14 protein-coding genes are annotated in these 18,967 nt (G+C 66.6%); 5 read left to right on the forward strand and 9 right to left on the reverse strand.

Translation table 11 applies throughout. The features are described from left to right. Window positions 1-13 precede the first annotated feature (13 nt). Window positions 14-4,753 (reverse strand): glutamate synthase large subunit, encoded by a 4,740-nt coding sequence (gltB, locus tag RPB_RS22810; RefSeq protein WP_011443397.1) that lies wholly within the window; start codon window positions 4,751-4,753, stop codon window positions 14-16. 425 nt (window positions 4,754-5,178) lie between these two features. Here gltB and RPB_RS22815 point away from each other — a divergent pair, with 425 nt between their 5' ends. Beyond that, window positions 5,179-5,961 carry a hypothetical protein gene (locus RPB_RS22815; RefSeq protein ID WP_011443398.1) on the forward strand — a complete coding sequence of 261 codons (783 nt, stop codon included), beginning with the start codon at window positions 5,179-5,181 and terminating at the stop codon, window positions 5,959-5,961. A 258-nt stretch (window positions 5,962-6,219) separates the two neighbouring features. Here the strand turns inward: RPB_RS22815 and RPB_RS22820 are convergent, their stop codons facing one another. Continuing rightward, the gene (locus RPB_RS22820; RefSeq protein WP_011443399.1) at window positions 6,220-6,696 is read right to left on the reverse strand and encodes an Hsp20 family protein; all 477 of its coding nucleotides are present in this window, start codon (window positions 6,694-6,696) and stop codon (window positions 6,220-6,222) included. A 213-nt stretch (window positions 6,697-6,909) separates the two neighbouring features. On the opposite strand from RPB_RS22820, the gene RPB_RS22825 reads away from it, so the two are divergent. Together RPB_RS22825 and galU are read left to right on the forward strand one after the other, a co-directional pair. Further along, window positions 6,910-7,854 (forward strand): alpha/beta fold hydrolase, encoded by a 945-nt coding sequence (locus RPB_RS22825; RefSeq protein ID WP_011443400.1) that lies wholly within the window; start codon window positions 6,910-6,912, stop codon window positions 7,852-7,854. 147 nt (window positions 7,855-8,001) lie between these two features. Continuing rightward, window positions 8,002-8,877 carry a UTP--glucose-1-phosphate uridylyltransferase GalU gene (gene galU / locus RPB_RS22830; protein WP_011443401.1) on the forward strand — a complete coding sequence of 292 codons (876 nt, stop codon included), beginning with the start codon at window positions 8,002-8,004 and terminating at the stop codon, window positions 8,875-8,877. A gap of 9 nt (window positions 8,878-8,886) precedes the next feature. On the opposite strand, the gene RPB_RS22835 is transcribed toward galU, so the two are convergent. Then, window positions 8,887-10,398, reverse strand: coding sequence for a sensor domain-containing diguanylate cyclase (locus RPB_RS22835; RefSeq protein WP_011443402.1), 1,512 nt, complete (start codon window positions 10,396-10,398; stop codon window positions 8,887-8,889). Window positions 10,399-10,568: 170 nt separating this feature from the next. Between RPB_RS22835 and RPB_RS22840 the strand changes: the two genes are divergently transcribed. After that, entirely contained in the window at window positions 10,569-10,841 is a 273-nt protein-coding gene (locus RPB_RS22840; protein WP_011443403.1) for a DUF7662 domain-containing protein, read from the forward strand. Window positions 10,842-10,862: 21 nt separating this feature from the next. Here RPB_RS22840 and RPB_RS22845 read toward each other — a convergent pair whose 3' ends face one another. Further along, a complete protein-coding gene (locus RPB_RS22845; RefSeq protein WP_011443404.1) occupies window positions 10,863-12,485 on the reverse strand; it encodes an outer membrane beta-barrel protein in 1,623 nt (540 codons plus the stop codon). Window positions 12,486-12,792: 307 nt separating this feature from the next. Here RPB_RS22845 and RPB_RS22850 point away from each other — a divergent pair, with 307 nt between their 5' ends. Continuing rightward, window positions 12,793-13,803 (forward strand): KpsF/GutQ family sugar-phosphate isomerase, encoded by a 1,011-nt coding sequence (locus RPB_RS22850; protein ID WP_011443405.1) that lies wholly within the window; start codon window positions 12,793-12,795, stop codon window positions 13,801-13,803. Between the two features lie 278 nt (window positions 13,804-14,081). Here RPB_RS22850 and RPB_RS22855 read toward each other — a convergent pair whose 3' ends face one another. The 5 genes from RPB_RS22855 to RPB_RS22875 form a co-directional block, all read right to left on the reverse strand. Further along, window positions 14,082-14,543, reverse strand: coding sequence for an NfeD family protein (locus RPB_RS22855; protein ID WP_011443406.1), 462 nt, complete (start codon window positions 14,541-14,543; stop codon window positions 14,082-14,084). A 151-nt stretch (window positions 14,544-14,694) separates the two neighbouring features. Continuing rightward, entirely contained in the window at window positions 14,695-15,675 is a 981-nt protein-coding gene (locus RPB_RS22860) for an SPFH domain-containing protein (RefSeq protein WP_041799007.1), read from the reverse strand. A 214-nt stretch (window positions 15,676-15,889) separates the two neighbouring features. Next, complete coding sequence (hemH, locus tag RPB_RS22865) at window positions 15,890-16,927, reverse strand: ferrochelatase (RefSeq protein ID WP_011443408.1); 1,038 nt, start codon at window positions 16,925-16,927, stop codon at window positions 15,890-15,892. 187 nt (window positions 16,928-17,114) lie between these two features. Next, window positions 17,115-18,311 carry a nickel/cobalt transporter gene (locus RPB_RS22870; RefSeq protein ID WP_011443409.1) on the reverse strand — a complete coding sequence of 399 codons (1,197 nt, stop codon included), beginning with the start codon at window positions 18,309-18,311 and terminating at the stop codon, window positions 17,115-17,117. Next, the gene (locus tag RPB_RS22875) at window positions 18,311-18,964 is read right to left on the reverse strand and encodes a DUF1007 family protein (protein ID WP_011443410.1); all 654 of its coding nucleotides are present in this window, start codon (window positions 18,962-18,964) and stop codon (window positions 18,311-18,313) included. Before RPB_RS22875 ends, RPB_RS22870 begins: the two co-directional genes overlap by 1 nt. Window positions 18,965-18,967 lie beyond the last annotated feature (3 nt).

Consider the following 18,967-nt stretch of genomic DNA (forward strand, 5'->3'; position numbering starts at 1 on the left):
GCCTGTCTCGTCGTTAAGCCCCGATCGCGATCTTGGGCTCCTCGGCCTGGCGTGCTTTCAGCTCGCGCAAAGCGCGGCGGTACTCGACCGGCATCACCTTGCGGAACTTCGGCAGCCACTCTTTCCAGTTCGCCAGGATCTCGGCGGCGCGCTTGGAGCCGGTGTATTTGGCGTGGCGCGAGATCAGCACGTGCAGCCGCTCGATGTCGAAGCCGAGCAGATCGGCGAACACGTCGACCCGGCCGTGCACCTCCAGATCGCCGGACTGATGATACGCGTTGGCGTTGATCATCTCCTCCGACAGCACCGGCTCGAGCTCGACCATCGCCATGTTGCACAGCTTGCCGAACGCACCGTCCTCGTCCAGCACATAGGCGACGCCGCCCGACATGCCGGCGGCGAAGTTGCGGCCGGTCTTGCCGAGCACGACGACGATGCCGCCGGTCATGTATTCGCAGCAATGATCGCCGGCGCCCTCGACCACCGCGACGGCGCCGGAATTGCGCACCGCGAAGCGCTCGCCGGCGATGCCGCGGAAGTAGCACTCGCCCTCGATCGCGCCGTACATCACGGTGTTGCCGACGATGATCGACTCCTCGGGCACGATGCCGGAGATCGCCGGCGGGCGAACGATGATCTTGCCGCCGGAGAGGCCCTTGCCGACATAGTCGTTGCCTTCGCCTTCGAGGTCGAAGGTGATGCCGCGCGCCAGCCAGGCGCCGAACGCCTGCCCGGCGGTGCCCTTGAGGTGCACCTGGATGGTGTCGTGCGGCAGCCCGGCATGGCCGTAATGCTTGGCGACGACACCGGACAGCATCGCGCCGGCCGAGCGGTTGGTGTTGTTGATCTCGACCTCGAACTTCACCGGCGCGCCGCGGTCGATCGCGGCCTGCGCGTTGGCGATCAGGGTGCGGTCGAGCACCTTGTCGAGGTGATGATCCTGGAGCTCGGAGTGATAGATCGTCTGGCCCTTTTCGGCCTTCTGCTTGTGGAACAGCTTGGAGAAGTCGAGGCCCTTCGCCTTCCAGTGCGCCACCAACGCCTGTTGGTCGAGCATCTGCGACTGGCCGACCATCTCGTTGAAGCTGCGATAGCCGAGCGACGCCATCAGCTCGCGGACTTCCTCGGCGACGAAGAAGAAGTAGTTGATGACATGCTCGGGCTGGCCGGTGAAGCGCTTGCGCAGCACCGGGTCCTGGGTGGCGACGCCGACCGGGCAGGTGTTGAGATGGCACTTGCGCATCATGATGCAGCCGGCCGCGATCAGCGGCGCGGTGGCGAAGCCGAACTCGTCGGCACCCAGCAGCGCGCCGATCACGACGTCGCGGCCGGTGCGGAAGCCACCGTCGACCTGAACGACGATGCGCGAGCGCAGCCGCTCGCGCACCAGCGTCTGGTGCGTCTCGGCGAGACCGATTTCCCAGGGCGAGCCGGCGTGCTTGATCGAGGTCAGCGGCGAGGCGCCGGTGCCGCCTTCGAAGCCCGCGATGGTGACGTGGTCGGCGCGCGCCTTGGCGACGCCGGCCGCGACGGTGCCTACGCCGATTTCCGACACCAGCTTGACCGAGACCGCGCTCTGCGGATTGACGTTCTTCAGATCGTAGATGAGCTGCGCCAGATCCTCGATCGAATAGATGTCGTGATGCGGCGGCGGCGAGATCAGGCCGACGCCGGGCGTCGAGTGCCGCACCGCCGCGATGGTGGCGTCGACCTTGTGGCCGGGCAACTGTCCGCCCTCGCCGGGCTTGGCGCCCTGCGCCATCTTGATCTGCATCATGTCGGAATTGGCGAGATATTCCGTGGTGACGCCGAACCGGCCCGAAGCGATCTGCTTGATCGCCGAGCGCATCGAATCGCCGTTGGCCATCGGCTTGAAGCGGTCGGCTTCCTCGCCGCCCTCGCCGGTGTTCGACTTGCCGCCGATGCGGTTCATCGCGATCGCCAGCGTGCTGTGCGCCTCACGCGAGATCGAGCCGAAGCTCATCGCGCCGGTGGCGAAGCGCTTGACGATCTCGGCGGCGGGCTCGACCTCCTCGATCGGCACCGGCTTGCGGCCCTCGGCCTCGGCGCCCTTGATCCGGAACAGGCCGCGCAGCGTCAACAGACGCTCCTGCTGCTCGTTGAGAATGCGGGCGAAGGCGCGATAGCGCTCGACCGAATTGCCGCGCACCGCGTGCTGCAGCGTCGCCACCGAATCCGCCGTCCAGGCGTGGTCCTCGCCGCGCGAGCGGTAGGCATATTCGCCGCCGACATCGAGCGCGGTCTTGTAGACCAGCGCGTCGCCGAACGCGTCGTGATGACGGCGCACGGTTTCCTCGGCGATCTGCGCGAGGCCGACGCCCTCGATCTGCGAATGCGTGCCGGCGAAGTACTTGGCGATGAAATCGTTGCGCAGCCCGACCGCGTCGAAGATCTGCGCGCCGCAATACGACTGATAGGTCGAGATGCCCATCTTGGACATCACCTTCAGCAGCCCCTTGCCGATCGACTTGATGTAGCGCTTGACGATCTCGTAGTCGTCGAGCTTGGCCGGCAGCCGATCCTTGAGCGCGATGATGGTCTCGAAGGCGAGATACGGGTTGATCGCCTCGGCGCCGTAGCCGGCCAGACAGGCGAAGTGATGCACCTCGCGCGGCTCGCCGGATTCGACCACCAAGCCGACCGAGGTTCGGAGCCCGACGCGGATCAGATGATGATGTACGGCAGCGCAGGCGAGCAGCGACGGGATCGGAATCCGGTCGGCGCCGGCGGCGCGGTCGCTGAGGATGATGATGTTGACGCCGTCGCGCACCGCGGCTTCGGCCCGCGCCGACAGATCCTCCAGCACCTGCTCGAGGCCGGCGGCGCCGAGCGCGGTGTGGAAGGTGGTGTCGAGCGTGCGCGACTTGAAATGCGGATCGCCGATCTCGGAGATCGAACGGATTTTCTCAAGGTCGCCGTCGGTGAGGATCGGCTGGCGGACTTCGAGCCGCTTGGTGCCGGCGATGCCCTGGGTGTCGAACAGGTTCGGCCGCGGCCCGATGATCGAGACCAGGCTCATCACCAGCTCCTCGCGGATCGGATCGATCGGCGGGTTGGTGACCTGGGCGAAGTTCTGCTTGAAGTAGGTGAACAGCGGCTTCGGCTTGTCCGACAGCGCCGACAGCGGCGTGTCGTTGCCCATCGAGCCCGAGGCTTCCTCGCCGGTCGACGCCATCGGCGTCATCAGGATCGAGATGTCCTCCTGGGTATAGCCGAACGCCTGCTGGCGATCGAGCAGCGGCAGGTTGGAGCGCTGGCCCTTGACCGGCGCGTCCGGCAGTTCCTCGAGCACGATCTGGGTGCGGCCGAGCCATTCGCGATAGGGCTGGCTGGCGGCGAGCTGCGCCTTGATCTCGTCGTCGGGAATGAGGCGGCCCTCGACCAGGTCGACCAGCAGCATCTTGCCGGGCTGCAGCCGCCACTTGGTGACGATCTGGTCCTCCGGAATCTTCAGCACGCCCATTTCGGACGCCATCACGATGCGGTCGTCGCGGGTGACCAGATAGCGCGCCGGGCGCAGGCCGTTGCGGTCCAGCGTGGCACCGATCTGGCGGCCGTCGGTGAAGGCGAGCGCCGCCGGGCCGTCCCACGGCTCCATCAGCGCGGCGTGATATTCGTAGAACGAGCGGCGCTGCTCGTCCATCAGCGGATTGCCGGCCCACGCCTCCGGGATCATCATCATCACCGCGTGCGGCAGCGAATAGCCGCCGCGCACCAGGAATTCGAGCGCGTTGTCGAAACAGGCGGTGTCGGACTGGCCCTCATAGGAGATCGGCCACAGCCGGCTGATGTCCTTGCCGTACAGCTTGGAGTGCACCGAGGCCTGCCGCGCCGCCATCCAGTTGACGTTGCCGCGCAGCGTGTTGATCTCGCCGTTATGCGCGACCATGCGGTAGGGATGCGCCAGCGACCAGGTCGGGAAGGTGTTGGTCGAGAACCGCTGATGCACCAGCGCCAGCGCGCTTTCGAAATCCGGATCGCTGAGGTCGGGATAGTACTTGCCGAGCTGATCGGCCAGGAACATGCCCTTGTAGATCACGGTGCGGCACGACAGCGACACCGGGTAGTAGCCGGCGAAGCCGCGCTCGCGACGCTGATACACCGCGTTCGAGATCGACTTGCGCATGATGTAGAGATGGCGCTCGAACTCGTCCTCGGTCTTGATCGCGCCGCCGCGGCCGATGAACACCTGCATGTTGGCGGGTTCGGTCGGCTTGACGGTTTCGCCCAGCGACGAATTGTCGGTCGGTACGTCGCGCCAGCCCAGCAGCGTCAGGCCCTCGGCCTTGATCTGGTCGGCGACGATGCTCTGGATCACCTTCCGCCACGAGGTGTCGCGCGGCATGAACAGCGCGCCGACGGCGTATTCGCCCGGCGCCGGCAGCGTGAAACCGAGCTCGGAGGCCTTGCGGTTGAAGAAGGCGTGCGGAATTTGCACCAGAATGCCGGCGCCGTCGCCGGCGCGCGGGTCGGCGCCGACTGCGCCGCGGTGCTCGAGGTTGCACAGAATCCGGATCGCATCGGCGACGATCTGATGCGACTTGACGCCCTTGATGTTGGCGATGAAGCCGACGCCGCAGGCGTCCTTCTCGCGCGACAGGTCGTACAGGCCCTCGGCCGGCGGACGCCAATCGTGCTCGCGCGCGTCCGAAGAGGCGTGCGTTTTCACGGCCGGGCCCGCCGTCAGCGCATTGGCAACCATGTTCTCGCGCTCAACCTCAGACCCGCTCATTTTCGTCCTCATCTATCCGGCAAGGATATTTTCCAGCAGCGGCGCACTTCGGGCGTCCGCGGCACCCTCCGGGCCACCGCTCGCCGCCGCGAGCCACGATTTCCGTATTCAGACCCCCGTGTCCAGATCGTCCATAGGACAATCCAGGAGTCTCGCGCGACGTCAAACGCCGCGATTTACGTTGTAATCCCGTGCTGGGCTACCACCGCAATTGAGACAGCGATGCTGTCCTAGCACAACCTTGGCAAATTTTTGTCTAGCACACAAGCGTGCGTGAGTCCTGTTTCCGAAGGTGCAAATCGCGGACAACTGCCGCGGATTCAAGCTGAAACCGCCGCGATCCGGCCCAAGCCGCGCCCAATTCCGGCGGGAGGCTCCGCGCCGCCCAGGACAGGGCCAAAAGCGGGACGTAGCAGGAGCAGGACATGAATATCATCGGGTGCGTGATGTCGGCCGGACTGATGGCCGGCGCGACCGCGGCGATGGCGCAGCCGGCGCCACGCGACATCGGACCGCCGGCGATCACCGTGATCTCGGACATCGAGGGGCCCTATGCGGCGCTCCCGCCGCCGCCACGGATTCGGCGCTACCTGCCCGAAGGCCGCTACGTGCCCGAGGCGAGCTTTGCGCCGGACTTGCTGCCGCCGCGCGCGATCGTCGCGATCGCCCGCGACCAGGGGTTCGCCCCGCTGGGCCTGCCGCGGCAGCGCGGGATGTTCTACACGCTGGCCGCCATCAATCCGGACGGCGACGATGGCCGCCTGGTGATCGACGGCCGCAGCGGCCGGCTGGTGCGGTTCATGCCGGCGTGGCGGATGGGCGCTGCGATGGAGGACGAGACCGTCGCCGGCTACGGCCCGGTGCAGGGCCTGCCGCCGCTGCCCGACAGCCGCGCACCACGGCCGGCCAAGCCGGTCCCGCAATTGGCCAGCCGCACCCCGGCGACGCCGCTGCCGCGTCCGTCGCCGCAGCAATCGACCAAAGGTCCCTCGCCGACCATGGCCGCCAAGGCCGCGACCACGGTCGCGCCGGTGAAGGATGCCTCGAAGCCGGCGACCGATGCGGCGCCGAAGCAGGAGACAGCCAAGGCCGAGAACAAGTCGGCCGCCTCGCCCGCTCCCGGATCGCCGGCGCCGACCGAGGCCAAGCCGTCAACGCCGACGATCCAGCCGACCGAAGCCATGCCGCCGGTGCAGGGGTTGGAATAAGCACAGCGCATCTACTCACGGTCGAGACCCGTGCGCGCTCCCGAAAAGGTCCGTCATTGCGAGGAGCGAAGCGACGAAGCAATCCACGCCGCGTGGCGAGGCTTCTGGATTGCTTCGCTTCGCTCGCAATGACGGCGGGGGGACGGGCCCGCCGGAACCACCGACGCTCCGAAGTTCAGGACTTTCAGCGCTTCCAAAACAAAACGCCCCGGTTTCCCGGGGCGTTCGACGATGCGGATGGCGAGAGTTGCTGCGCGCTTACGCCGCCGCCTTGTCGCCGGCGTGGTCGACCACCTGCGGCGCGGAGACCGCGGTGGTGCTGATCGGGATGCTGCGCGGCTTCTTCGCCTCGGGAATCTCGCGCACGAGATCGACGTGGAGCAGGCCGTTCTCGAGGCTGGCGGTCTTCACCGTGACGTAGTCGGCGAGCTGGAATGCCCGTTCGAAGGCGCGCGCGGCGATGCCGCGATACAGCACCTCGGACTTGCCGCCGTTCTCGTTGGCGGTCTTCTCGCCCTTGATCGTGAGCTGGTTTTCCTTGGTCACGATCGACAGTTCGGCCGGGGAGAAGCCGGAGACCGCGACGCTGATCCGATAGGCATTCTCGCCGGTCCGCTCGATATTATAGGGCGGATAGCCGGGGGCCGCCTCGGCGGAGGTCTGGTCCAGCAGATTGAACAGGCGGTCGAAGCCGACAGTGGAGCGATAGAACGGGGTGAGATCGAAAGTACGCATGGTGTAGTCCTCCTAGAAGCGACTGTTGCGACACCCGCCCGCCATCGGGCCGGGCATTGTGTGCAGCCGGAGCCGGTTTCCTGACCCCTTGGTGTGGCCTGCACGAAAATGATATGGGAGGGTCGATCCGGCGTTCAAGAGGTCCGGGCAGTGTTCGCGGCCATCGTTTTTTCTACTTTCCCTTCAGCCTTTTAGACCGACCGGACCCGGTGCATGACGCTCGTCTCGATTCCCGCCAATCCGGTTCCCGAGGGCGCCGTCTCCGGCACCATCAAGACCCCCGACGGCGCCGAGCTGCGGTTCGCGCGATGGCCGCCGCCGGCCGGGCGCAAGGGCACGGTGTGCGTCTTCACCGGCCGCACCGAGCAGATCGAGAAGTATTTCGAGACGGTGCGCGACCTGCAGGACCGCGGCTTCGCGGTGGCGATGATCGACTGGCGCGGCCAGGGCCATTCGGCGCGGCGGCTGAAGGATTTCCGCAAGGGCTATGTCCGCAACTTCTCGGACTTCGAGATCGACGTCGAGACCTTCGTGCGCGAGGTGGTGCTGCCGGACTGTCCGCCGCCGCATTTCGCGCTGGCGCATTCGATGGGCGGCGCGGTGATGCTGCGGATCGCCTATTCCGGCAAGCGCTGGTTCGACCGCATGGTGCTGTCGGCGCCGATGATCGACCTGCCGGGCCGCGCCACCTCGCTGCCGGTGCGGCTGCTGCTGCGGGCGATGCGGCTCGCCGGCCAGGGCGGCCGCTACGTGCCCGGCGGCAACGACGTGCTCGCCAACACCGAGCCGTTCGCCGGCAACCCTTTGACCTCCGACCCGGTGCGCTACGCCCGCAATGCCGCGATCATCGCCGAGGACCCGACGCTCGGCCTCGGCTCGCCGACCATCGCCTGGGCGGATACCGCGTTCCGCACCATGCACGGCTTCCGCGCGGCGGACTATCCGTCGCGGATCCGGCAGCCGATCCTGATGCTCGCCGCCAGCCATGATACCATCGTCTCGACTGCCGCGATCGAGGAGTTCGCCTATCATCTGCGCGCGGGCTCGCATCTGGTGATCGCCGGCGCCAAGCACGAGATCCTGCAGGAGCAGGATCGCTACCGCCAGCAATTCTGGGCGGCGTTCGACGCCTTCGTGCCCGGCACGCCACTGTTCTGAAGACACCTCTCGCCGCGAGGCCGCCTCACTGATCACGACTTTCGATCGAAGGTTGCGGAACTCCACACATCCGCCTTGGTTGCAAGCTGCAACACCCGCCGGCCCGCCGCAGGCTCCCGCCAGCACATTTTTGAAAGATCGCGTTCCATGAAAATCCGCAAAGCCGTCTTCCCGGTCGCCGGCCTCGGCACCCGCGTCCTTCCCGCCACCAAGGCGATGCCGAAGGAGATGCTGACGATCGTCGACAAGCCGCTGATCCAGTACGTCGTCGACGAGGCCAAGGAAGCCGGCATCGAGCATTTCATCTTCGTCACCGGCCGCAACAAGGGCATGATCGAGGACCATTTCGACCGCCAGTTCGAACTGGACATGACGCTGAAGGGCCGCAACAAGACCGTGGAAATGGAGCTGTTGGCGCGCGACCAGCCGGAAGCCGGCGCGATGAGTTTCACCCGCCAGCAGGCGCCGCACGGTCTCGGCCACGCGGTGTGGTGCGCCCGCGACATCGTCGGCAACGAACCGTTCGCGGTGGTGCTGCCGGACGAGCTGGTGCTGAACTCGCCGGGCTGCCTCAAGCAGATGATTCAGGCCGCGGAAAAGCTGGGCGACAAGGCCAACGTCATCGCGGTCGAGGAAGTGCCGGCCGACATGACCCACCAATACGGCATCTGCGGCGTCGGCAAGCGCGACGGCAAGATCTTCGAGGTCGACGGCATGGTGGAGAAGCCGACCAAGGGCACCGCGCCGTCCAACCTGTCGATCACCGGCCGCTACATCCTGCAGCCGGAGATCTTCAAGATCCTCGCCACCCAGGAGCGCGGCGCCGGCGGCGAGATCCAGCTCACCGACGCGATGATCGGGCTGTCGAAGACGCAGACATTCTACGGCGTCGAATTCGAGGGCGAGCGCCACGATTGCGGCTCGAAGGCCGGCTTCCTGCGCGCCAACATCGCCTTCGCGATGCGGCGCGACGATCTGCGCGACGGCCTCGTCGCCGACATGCAGCGCTATCTCGGGACGTGATCGCGCCGGTCAGGCGACCAGCGTGAGGTCGCTGCGGTTCGCCGCGACCACGGAGCGGTTTCGGCCGAGATCCTTGGCCGCGTAGAGCGCCTTGTCGGCGGCCTCGAACAGCACCGACCAGTGCTGCGCCGGACCGGGCATCATGCTGGCGACGCCGACACTGACGGTGACGCCAGCCTGACCATCCGACCAGAGTTCGACCTTCTGCCGGATCGTTTCCGCCATCTCCAGCGCCGCCGTTGCATTCATCCCCGGCAGCAGCACGGCGAATTCCTCGCCGCCGAACCGCGCCGCGCAATCGCCGGCGCGCTGCACGGAGTCGCCGATGCACAGCGCGATGCCGACCAGCACCTGGTCGCCGGCCTGGTGACCATAGCTGTCGTTGAACGCCTTGAAATGATCGGCGTCGATGATCATCAGGGCGATCGGCGTCTGCGACCGCAGCGCGCGGCGCCATTCGCGATCGATCGTGACGTCGAACTTGCGACGGTTGGTCAGCCCGGTCAGCGCGTCGGTGGTGGCCAGTTCCTCCAGCCGCCGTTCGGCCGCGGCGCGACGGTCGATCTCGCGGATGAAGAAGACGGTGAAGCCGGCGACAATGATCGCGAGCCCGAGCAGGATGGCGCCGATCCGGATCGCCTCCTCGCGCCACATCTTGAAGACGTCGTCCCAGGATTTGCCGACCAGCACCACGAGCGGCCGGGTGCTGTCCGCCCACACGTAGATCCGGGAAATCTTGTCGAGCTTGCCGTGCCCACTGAACCAGCCGCGCCGCTGGCTCAGGATGTTGCTCATGCCGATGTTCGCCATCACATTGGAGCCGAGCAGTTCTGGACTGAACGGTGTTCGCATGATCAGGCTGCCGTCCGACACGATCACCGCGATCACGTCGTGCGGTGCGAGCCGCAGCCGGCTGAACAGCTCCTGGAAATAGCTGAAGCGGATCGAGCCCGCGACGATGCCGAGAAATTGCCCGTCCGGCCCAGAGACGCGCCGGCTCAGCACGATCGAATAGGCGCCACGATGCTGCATCGGCCCGCTGATATACAGGCCGTGATCCGGCTGATCCCGCTGCACGGTGAAATACGGCTCTGCGGCGCGATTGATCTTGTCCGGGGTCCGCGACGCGGAATCGATCGCCAGGTTTCCCTGCGCGTCGAAAACCTGGATCGCACCGAAATGCTGCGCCGTCGCCGCGTGATCGAACAGGATCAGGCGGCGGATGGTGTCGTCGACCTGCGAAAGCTGCGGTAGCGCCAGGCTGTTGACCGCGGAACGCAGCGAGAGGTCGTAGAGCTCGACGGTGCGATTGATGTCGGCGCTGATCGTGGAGGCGAGATTTTCCTGAGTCTGACGCGCCAGCTCCTGGGCGTTGCGCCGCATCTCCAGCATGATGCTGCCGCAGACCGCCGAAAATCCAAGCACCGTGATGACCGACGAGAAGATCAGCAGGCGTGGCGACATCCGCCGCCGCCGCCCGATTTCCTGCCTGATCCGTTCGAAAAGCCCACTGCCGCGCATGCTGAAAATTAGCCAACCAAAGCTTGCGGAGCGCTTAAGTTGCGATCATGACGTAACCTGCGGTTAACGCCCGATTTCACCAGTGAGCGTCCACAACGACCGCGAAATGACCTGCGGAACCAGAACGCTCCAGGCGACAGGGTTCCGCTCCGACAAGGGATCTGCAATACGTGAGCAAATTTGAACAGCTCCGGGACTATCTGAAAAGCCAGACCGCGACGGAACTGGTGCTGAGCAACGAGCAGATCGAGGAATTGATTGGTTTCGCGCTCCCGCGCGCGGCGCAGCGCGCGTCGTGGTGGGACTCGACCCGGGCGCCCGAGGAGAAGATGCCGCAACGTGAAGCCTGCCTCGAGGCCGGCTACACCGCGACCCGCCTGCCCGACGGCACGGGCGTGCGCTTCCGCCGCATCAAGGCCGAACGACATCGCCGGCCGTACTGAACCACGGCCGGCCATGCGCGCTCAGTTCTGCAGCCGCACGCCGAGCATCACGACGGTGGCATTGTAGCTGCCGCCGACGATATTGGAATCGAGCTGGTCGCGGCGCAGCGTGCCTTTGACCCAAAGCGAGCGATTCAGCTTGTAGACCAGATTGCCCTCGAGCGAGGTGAAGCGGTCGCTGCGGCCCGAGCCCTGGTAATCGTAGGTCGCGTAGGTGAACTTGCCGATCGCGGTCAGCCAGCGGCGGAAATCGTGGTCGACCTCGGCCGTGTAGGTCCGCGTCAGCACGCCGGACACGCCGGACAGCGGCGATTCGTCGATGCTGGTGTCGGCGATGAATTTGACCGTCGTCAGGGGCGTCATCGTCCAGATCAGCGAGGCGCTGGTGAGCAGGCCGTCGAGCTTCAGCAGCCGCGGATCGCTGTAGGTGCGCGATGCCCAGCCGATCGAAGCTTCGCCGGTCAATAGCCGCGTCAGTTCGAAGCTGGTGCCGCCCTTGACGTAGCCGCCATTGCTGTCGCGCCGATAGCCGTAGCGATCGGTGACGGTGTCGTGCGTGCGCGTATCGGCCTGGCCTTCGACGAACGGTTTCAGCCCCGGCAGAATCTCGTAGCTGACGCGGCCGGTGCCGGCATATTGATTGTAGTTGCGGTCGTTGTTGGTGTCGGTGCTGCCGTCGGTGAACACCGACTTCTGGAAGGCGCGACGATCCGCGCTGCCGATCGCCGTGACCTGAAGCCGGTTGAAGTTCTGGTCGATGCCGCCGGACACGCCGGTCTGGGTATAGATCGGATATTTCTGCAGCCCGACCTCCACGTTCGGGCTGCCGGGATTGTCGGTGCCGACGATCAGCCGGCCCTGCCCGAGCAGCCTGGTATCGCGGGTGACGTCGATCCGGCCGTCGACGTGGCCGTTGAAATCGGGGCGGTCGAGATTGCGCGGCGCCGACGACACGGCGCCGGCCGGATTGATGAAGTCGTGGCCATAGCCGGTGAAGGAGCCGCGCAGATCGGCAACCAGCGCGTGGCGCTCCCAGTCCGAGGTCACCATCAATTCGGGCGAGATCTTGTAGAAGCCGGAGGCGCGCGGCGTGGTGATGCGGGCCGGATTGGTATCGTAGCCGCCGTTCAGTTCGATCGCGCCCTTGAACAGAAAGCTGCCGGCGTAATCGCCGACCGAGCCGAACGGATCGAGGTCGGGCTTGAGCCGGCGCCGGGTCGGCTGGCCGGGCAGCGTTCCGGTGAAGGCGGCCGGAACCGGCGGCTTGGCGGCATTCTGCGACGGCGGCAGCGGACGGGCCGGCGGCGGGGCGGCGATCACCGGCTTTGAGCCGGGGCCGACCGCCTTGGGCTGCGGCGCGCCGGGAAAGATCTTCGGCTTCTGGCGTTTGCGGCCGAGCGCGTCATAGCCGGTGCCGGCGCTGCCCAGGCTGGGCTGCAGCCCGAAATTCGGCGATCCGAGCCGCGGCGGCGTGGTTCTGTCTCTGCGCGGATCATTGTCGGTCGCATAGGGATCGGGCGCGGCGGCCAGCCGCGGCGTGCGTTGCAGCGGCAGGTCCTGCGGCGCGACGAAGGCGCCGCGCTCCGGCCGGAACAGGTCGCGGGTCAGGCTCTGCGCCTCGGCGTGCCCGGCCGCGCCGGCCATCAGGCACGCCACGGCAGCCCGCAGCAAACCTGCAAGGCGGAGACGGCCGGTTGCTGGCGCCGCGGTCGCGTTCACAAAACCTCAACAACATCAATATTTTGCGCTCAACGACCAAGCGCCGCGAGGGCGGGCGGCGTTGATCATCGTTAATGGAGTAAAAACGTTTATGGTTAAGGAGGGGTTGAGACCGCGGCGAAGGATCGGTTGAGAAAGGCTCCGGACCGCGGCTCCGCGCGTCGCATCCCGGGTGGCGGCATGCTAGGAAGGGCCCCCCGGCCACACCTCGGCCCACGCTTCGGGACCCTGCATGGCGCTTTCAAAACCCCGTACGACAAAACCCGCGATGACAGATTCAGCCGCCGCGATCCCCTCGGCCCTGCGCACGCTGGAGGCCGAAGCCGACGGCGTCACCGCGCTCGCCGCAGCGCTGCGATCCGACCTCGGCAGCGCCTTCGCGGCGGCGATCGAGACCATCCGCAACGCCAAGGGCCGGCTGATCATCACCGGGCTCGGCAAATCCGGACATATCGGCCGCAAGATCGCCGCGACCTTCGCCTCGACCGGCACGCCGGCGTTCTTCGTCCACGCCTCCGAAGCCAGCCACGGTGATCTCGGCATGATCACCGCCGACGACATTATTCTCGCGATGTCGTGGTCCGGCGAGCAGCCGGAAATGAAGAACCTGATCTCTTACGCCAAGCGGTTCAGGATCGCGCTGATCGCGATGACCTCCGACTCGGGCTCGACGCTGGCCAAGGCCGCGGATATCTCGCTGACGCTGCCGAAGGCGCGCGAGGCCTGCCCGCACAATCTGGCGCCGACCACCTCGTCGCTGATGATGCTGGCGCTCGGCGACGCGATCGCGATCGCGCTGCTGGAGAGCCGCGGCTTCACCTCGACCGATTTCAGCGTGCTGCATCCCGGCGGCAAACTCGGCGCGATGCTGAAATACGCCCGCGACCTGATGCACACCGGTGACGCCGTGCCGCTGAAGCCGCTCGGCACCAAGATGTCGGATGCACTGGTCGAGATGTCGGCCAAGGGCTTCGGCTGCGTCGGCATCGTCGACGCCAGCGGCGCCGTCGCCGGCATCGTCACCGACGGCGATCTGCGCCGCCACATGCGCCCCGATCTGATGACCGCGACCGTCGACGAGGTGATGACCAAGCGGCCGAAGACGATCAGCCCCGGCCTGCTCGCCGGCGAGACGCTGGAATTGCTGAACTCCTCGAAGATCACCGCGCTCCTGGTGACCGAAGGCAACAAGCCGGTCGGCATCGTGCATCTGCACGACCTGCTGCGGGCGGGCGTGGCGTAGGCAAGACCCCGAACCCATCCTTCGAGGCCGCCGCGACGCGGCGGCGCCTCAGGATGACGGCGTGCGCGTTGCAGCGCCCGAGGTCGCCACCCCGTCCTTTCTTGAATCGCTAATTGCTCCGAATCGTCATCCTGAGGTGCTCGCCGTCTTCGGCGAGCCTCGAAGGATGCGGCGACACGCGCTTGCGGCTCATCCTTCGAGGCTTGATCCGTCACGCTCACGCGCGCCGGATCGCGCGCCTCAGGATGACGGGGCGGGTGTGGCAGCGCTAAGGGCGCTCACACCCCCGCCACCGTCAGATTCACCCCGTCGGCGTGGACGATTTTGACCCTGCTGCCGGCCGGCGCGTCGGGGCCGGTGACGCGCCAGAAGGTGTCGTCGATCCGCACCGTGCCGACGCCGCCCTCGATCGGTTTTTCCAGGGTGAAGACGCGACCGACCAGCGCGTCGGAGCGGCGGTTGAGAAACGGATTGGTCGTGCTGGACTCGGCGGCGCCGCCGCGCGCCATCCGCCGCCACAGCGGCACCGCGGCGACCGCCAGCGCGGCGAACAGCAGCGCCTGCGCCTGCCATGACAGCGCCAGCACCGAAGCCAGCGCGAAGGTCGCGACGCCGGTCAGGAGCGCGGCGACGCCTAGCCAGAACAGGAAGATCCCGGGCGCGAGCAGCTCCAGCGCCATCAGCACGAAGCCGACGATCAGCCAGTTCCAGGAGCCGAGCGCGACAAACAATTCAGCCATGGCTGCACCTCAGAGTCTCGCCGAAAGCATCGGCCTTTCTCGCCCGTTATCGTGCCGCGTCGTTCGCCCGTCCATCCCCGTCATGGCCGGGCTCGTCCCGGCCATGACGGGTGGAGAGACCGTACTCACCTCACGGGCGTTGTTACGGGCGTTAGGACGACTTCGTCGGCCCGGCCGGCGGCACCGAGCCGCGGCGGGCGGCGGCCTGCGAGGTCGCGGCCTCGCCGAACGTCGCCTTGGCGATCTCGCCGATGCCGGCGAGCGAGCCGAGCATGCTCATCGCCTCGACCGGCAGCATGATCACCTTCTGGTTCGGCGATTCGGCGAGCTGGCCGAACGCCTTGATGTATTTGTCGGCGATGAAGTAGTTCAGCGCCGCGACGTCGCCCTTGGAAATCGCGTCCGAAACCATCTGGGTGGCGCGCGCTTCGGCCTCGGCGGAGCGCTCACGCGCCTCGGCGTCGCGGAACGCCGCCTCGCGGCGGCCTTCCGCCTGCAGGATCTGGCCCTGTTTTGCACCTTCTGCACGGAGAATTTCCGACTGCCGCGCGCCCTCGGCCTGCAGGATGTCGGCGCGCTTGACGCGCTCGGCCTTCATCTGGCGGCCCATCGCCTCGACCAGATCGGCCGGCGGCACGATGTCCTTGATCTCGATGCGGTTGACCTTGATGCCCCACGGCGACACCGCGGCGTCGACCACGCGCAGCAGCCGCTCGTTGATCTCGTCGCGATGCGACAGTACCTGGTCGAGATCCATCGAGCCCATCACCGAGCGGATGTTGGTCATGGTCAGCACGATGATCCCCTGATCGAGATTGGAGACCTCGTAGCTCGCCTTGGCGGCGTCGAACACCTGGAAGAAGGCGACGCCGTCGACCGTGACGGTGGCGTTGTCCTTGGTGATGACTTCCTGCTGCGGGATGTCGATCACCTGCTCCATCACGTTCATCTTGCGGCCGACGCGGTCGAAATACGGGATGATCAGATTGAGCCCCGGCGACAGCGTGCGGGTGAACTTGCCGAACCGCTCGATCGTCCAGTTGTAGCCCTGCGGCACGGTCTTGACCCCGGCGAACAGCGTCAGGATCACCAGCAGCACGAGCACGATGGAAAAGATATCGAAGCCAGACAGGTCGAACATGCAATGTCTCCTCCGGCGGCTTGGGTCCGCATCGGGCCGCCCAAGCGGCCATGGCCATGCGGACGCCGGGCCGGCGCAACCGGTCATGGGTCGCTTGATTGTGATGTAAGGTTCGAGCGCGGGGAAAGCGAGCCTGATCGCCGGGGTGTGCGGCGTTGGGATGCCGCGGATGCAACCGTCGACGGCCGGCGGCAAATCCCGCCGCCTACAGCCAACCTTCCAGTTCGCGCATCACCAGTTGCCGGATCACCGCGATGCCGTCGGCGCTGTCGTTGAGGCAGGGGATCGCGGAGAACTCCTCGCCGCCATTGTGCATGAAGATCTCGGCATTCTCCTGCGCGATTTCTTCCAGCGTCTCGAGGCAGTCCGCGGCGAAGCCGGGCATCACCACGGCGAGCTTGCGCACGCCGTCCTTGGCGAGCTTCTCGATGGTCTTGTCGGTGTAGGGCTGCAGCCACTGGTCGAAGCCGAACCGCGACTGGAACGTCAGCAGCAGCTTCTTGTCGTCCAGCCCCATCCGCTCGCGCAGCGCATCGACGGTGGCGACGCATTGCGACTGATACGGATCGCCCTTCTCGATATAGGCCTGCGGCATGCCGTGAAAAGAGGCGACGATCATCTCCGGCTTGAACGGCAGCGTCGCCAGATGCGCATGGATCGAATTCGCCAGCGCGTCGATATAGGCGTCGTCGCGGTAGTAAGGCGGTGTCACCCGCAGCGTCGGCTGGGCGCGCAATTCGCGCAGCACGCGAAACGCCTGGTCGCACACGGTGGCCGAGGTCGCCGCCGAATATTGTGGATAGAGGGGCACCACCAGCAGCCGCGAGCAGCCTTGCGCCACCAGCGCCTCGATCCGGTCGCGCATCGACGGGTTGCCGTAACGCATCGCCCAGTCCACCACCAGGTGGCTGCGATCGCTCAGCGACGCGGCGAGCTTCTCGGCCTGCGCGCGGGTGATGGTCTTCAGCGGCGACTCGTTCTTCTCCTGGTTCCAGATCTTCTGGTAGTCCTTGGCCTTGCGGGCCGGACGGGTGTTCAGGATGATGCCGTTCAGCGCCAGCTTCCAGAAGATCCCCTGATTCTCGATCACCCGCGGGTCCGACAGGAACTCGCGCAAATAGACCCGCACGCCCTTGGTGTCGCAGCTGTCGGGGGTGCCGAGATTGACCAGCAATACGCCGACGCGCTCGGGCGCAGGTGCCAGAGCGGGTGCAGGGCCGTGAATGGGGACAATCACCGTCATGATGCTGATTGGCTTCGCGCTTTGGCCTATTGTTGTCAAGACGACGCGATGACCGCGCGGCGGCCGAACGCCGCGCCGGGGCGCCTCACACCATACGTATGAAACCCATACGTATGAAGCGATCTACGAACGACAACCGATCCGGTTTTGCTGCAGTCGCGCATTGCCCGAAATTGCAGCGCGCTGGTTAAAGACAGGTCACGCGCTCGGCTGCAACGTAACCTAGTAGAAGCCCGATGCCGAACAGCAGCACCAGCCCGGCTGCGCCGAATTCGACGCCACGCATGACCAGCGCTCCGGCGCCGGCGTGACCCGCGGCAAGCCGCCGCGCCACGCCTTTGGCGGATACCGCGATCGTGGCGATGGTCGCCACGGTGATGGCGGTGCCGAGCCCCATCACGAAGGTCGCGGCGATCCCGGCCCAGAACATGCCCTGCGCCAGCGCGAACACCAGCACCAGGATCGCGCCCGAGCACGGCCGGATGCCGACCGTCAGCACCGCACCGAGGCCGCGCTGCCAGCCGCCCGGGCCGGCGAGTTCCGCGGGCGTCGGACCATGCGAATGGCCGCAATGGTCGCAGGATTCGTCGTGGGCATGCGCATGGTCATGGGCGTGATCATGACCATGATGATCGTGCGCGTGAGCATGATCGTGGCCATGACTATGGCCGTGATCGTGATGGTCGTGGCCGGCATGGGCCTGCAGCGGATGCGAATGGCTGTGGCCGTGCGCGTGATCGTGATCATGGGACGCCGCGCCGGCGGGGGCCATTGCCGGGACGCCGGCCAGCGCCAGGCCCGGCTTGCGCATGCTGCCCTGCAGCGCGCGAAAGAACCCGCCGCCCTTGCTCCACACCAGCCGCGCGCCGAACAGGGCGATCAGGGCGTAGCTGCCGATCTCGATCGCCCGTTCGGCGCTGCACATCGTCTTCGCCGTGGCGTTGAGCAGCCAGGCGCAGATCCCGACGATCAGCACCGCGACCAGCGCCTGCATCAGCGCCGAGACGAACGACAGCACGATGCCGCGCCGCGCGGTCTCTTCATTGGCGATCATGTAGGACGAGATCACCGCCTTGCCGTGGCCGGGGCCGGCGGCATGGAAGATGCCGTAGGCGAACGAAATGCCGAGCAGCGTCCAGACCGCGCTGCCGTCCGCCTTGGCGGCGCGAATCGTCGCCGACATCTGCCGATAGAACGCCGATTGCTGCGCCAGCAGCCAGCCGATGATCCCGCCGGCCTGCGGCTCGGCGGCGGCCTTCGGCGCGCCGAACGGATTCTGCGCCAGCGCGCTGTGCAGCGTGGCGTCACCCAGTGTGAGCAGTGCGGCGACGGCGAGCAGGCCGAACGCCAGGCATGTGCGAGACTTCATCGCGCGCAACGGCATCACGGGCACTTGACCTCGATCTTGTTGGCGAACATCGCGCCGTAGTTGGAGTTGTCGCCGCTCAGAAAATTGTCTTCCGACATCCGCTGCGCGGTCGCCGTGCCGTCATTGGGCCGCTCGAATTTGAACGCGCAGCCGGCCGGCGCGCCGGCGAGCTTGACCGGGTCCTTGTCGGCGAAGGTGAAGTCGATGAAGTAGCTCGGATCGAACACTTCGACCGCGAGCTCCCGGCTCTTCACCGGCGCCTTCAGCGGCAGGAAGAAGTGCAGCGTCAGCACGCCGTTGTTGTGGTCGAGATAGTAGTCGACCGGATCGTTGAACTTCTGCTTCTTGCCCTCGGCCTTGGCGAAGGTGAAGAACGCGAACTCCTTCAGCGACTCGACATTGGTCTGGGCCAGCGGCGCCAGCTCCTCGCGGGTGTAGACGCCCTTCTGCTTGGTCTCGATCCCCTGCAGCGCGTAGGTCGAGAACATGTCGTCGAACGCCCAGGAATGGCGCACGCCGGTCAGCGCGCCGTCGGGCCCGTAGACCAGCTCGCTGGTCGCGGTGATCCAGACGTGCGGATGGGCGTGGGCCGCGGCGACGCCTGCCGACAGCGTCAGCGCGGCCGCGAGCGCGGTTCGAATGACGGCTAGGCGAAGCAAGCCGAGCATGGC

Source organism: Rhodopseudomonas palustris HaA2 (assembly GCF_000013365.1).
Classification (GTDB): Bacteria; Pseudomonadota; Alphaproteobacteria; order Rhizobiales; family Xanthobacteraceae; genus Rhodopseudomonas; species Rhodopseudomonas palustris_J.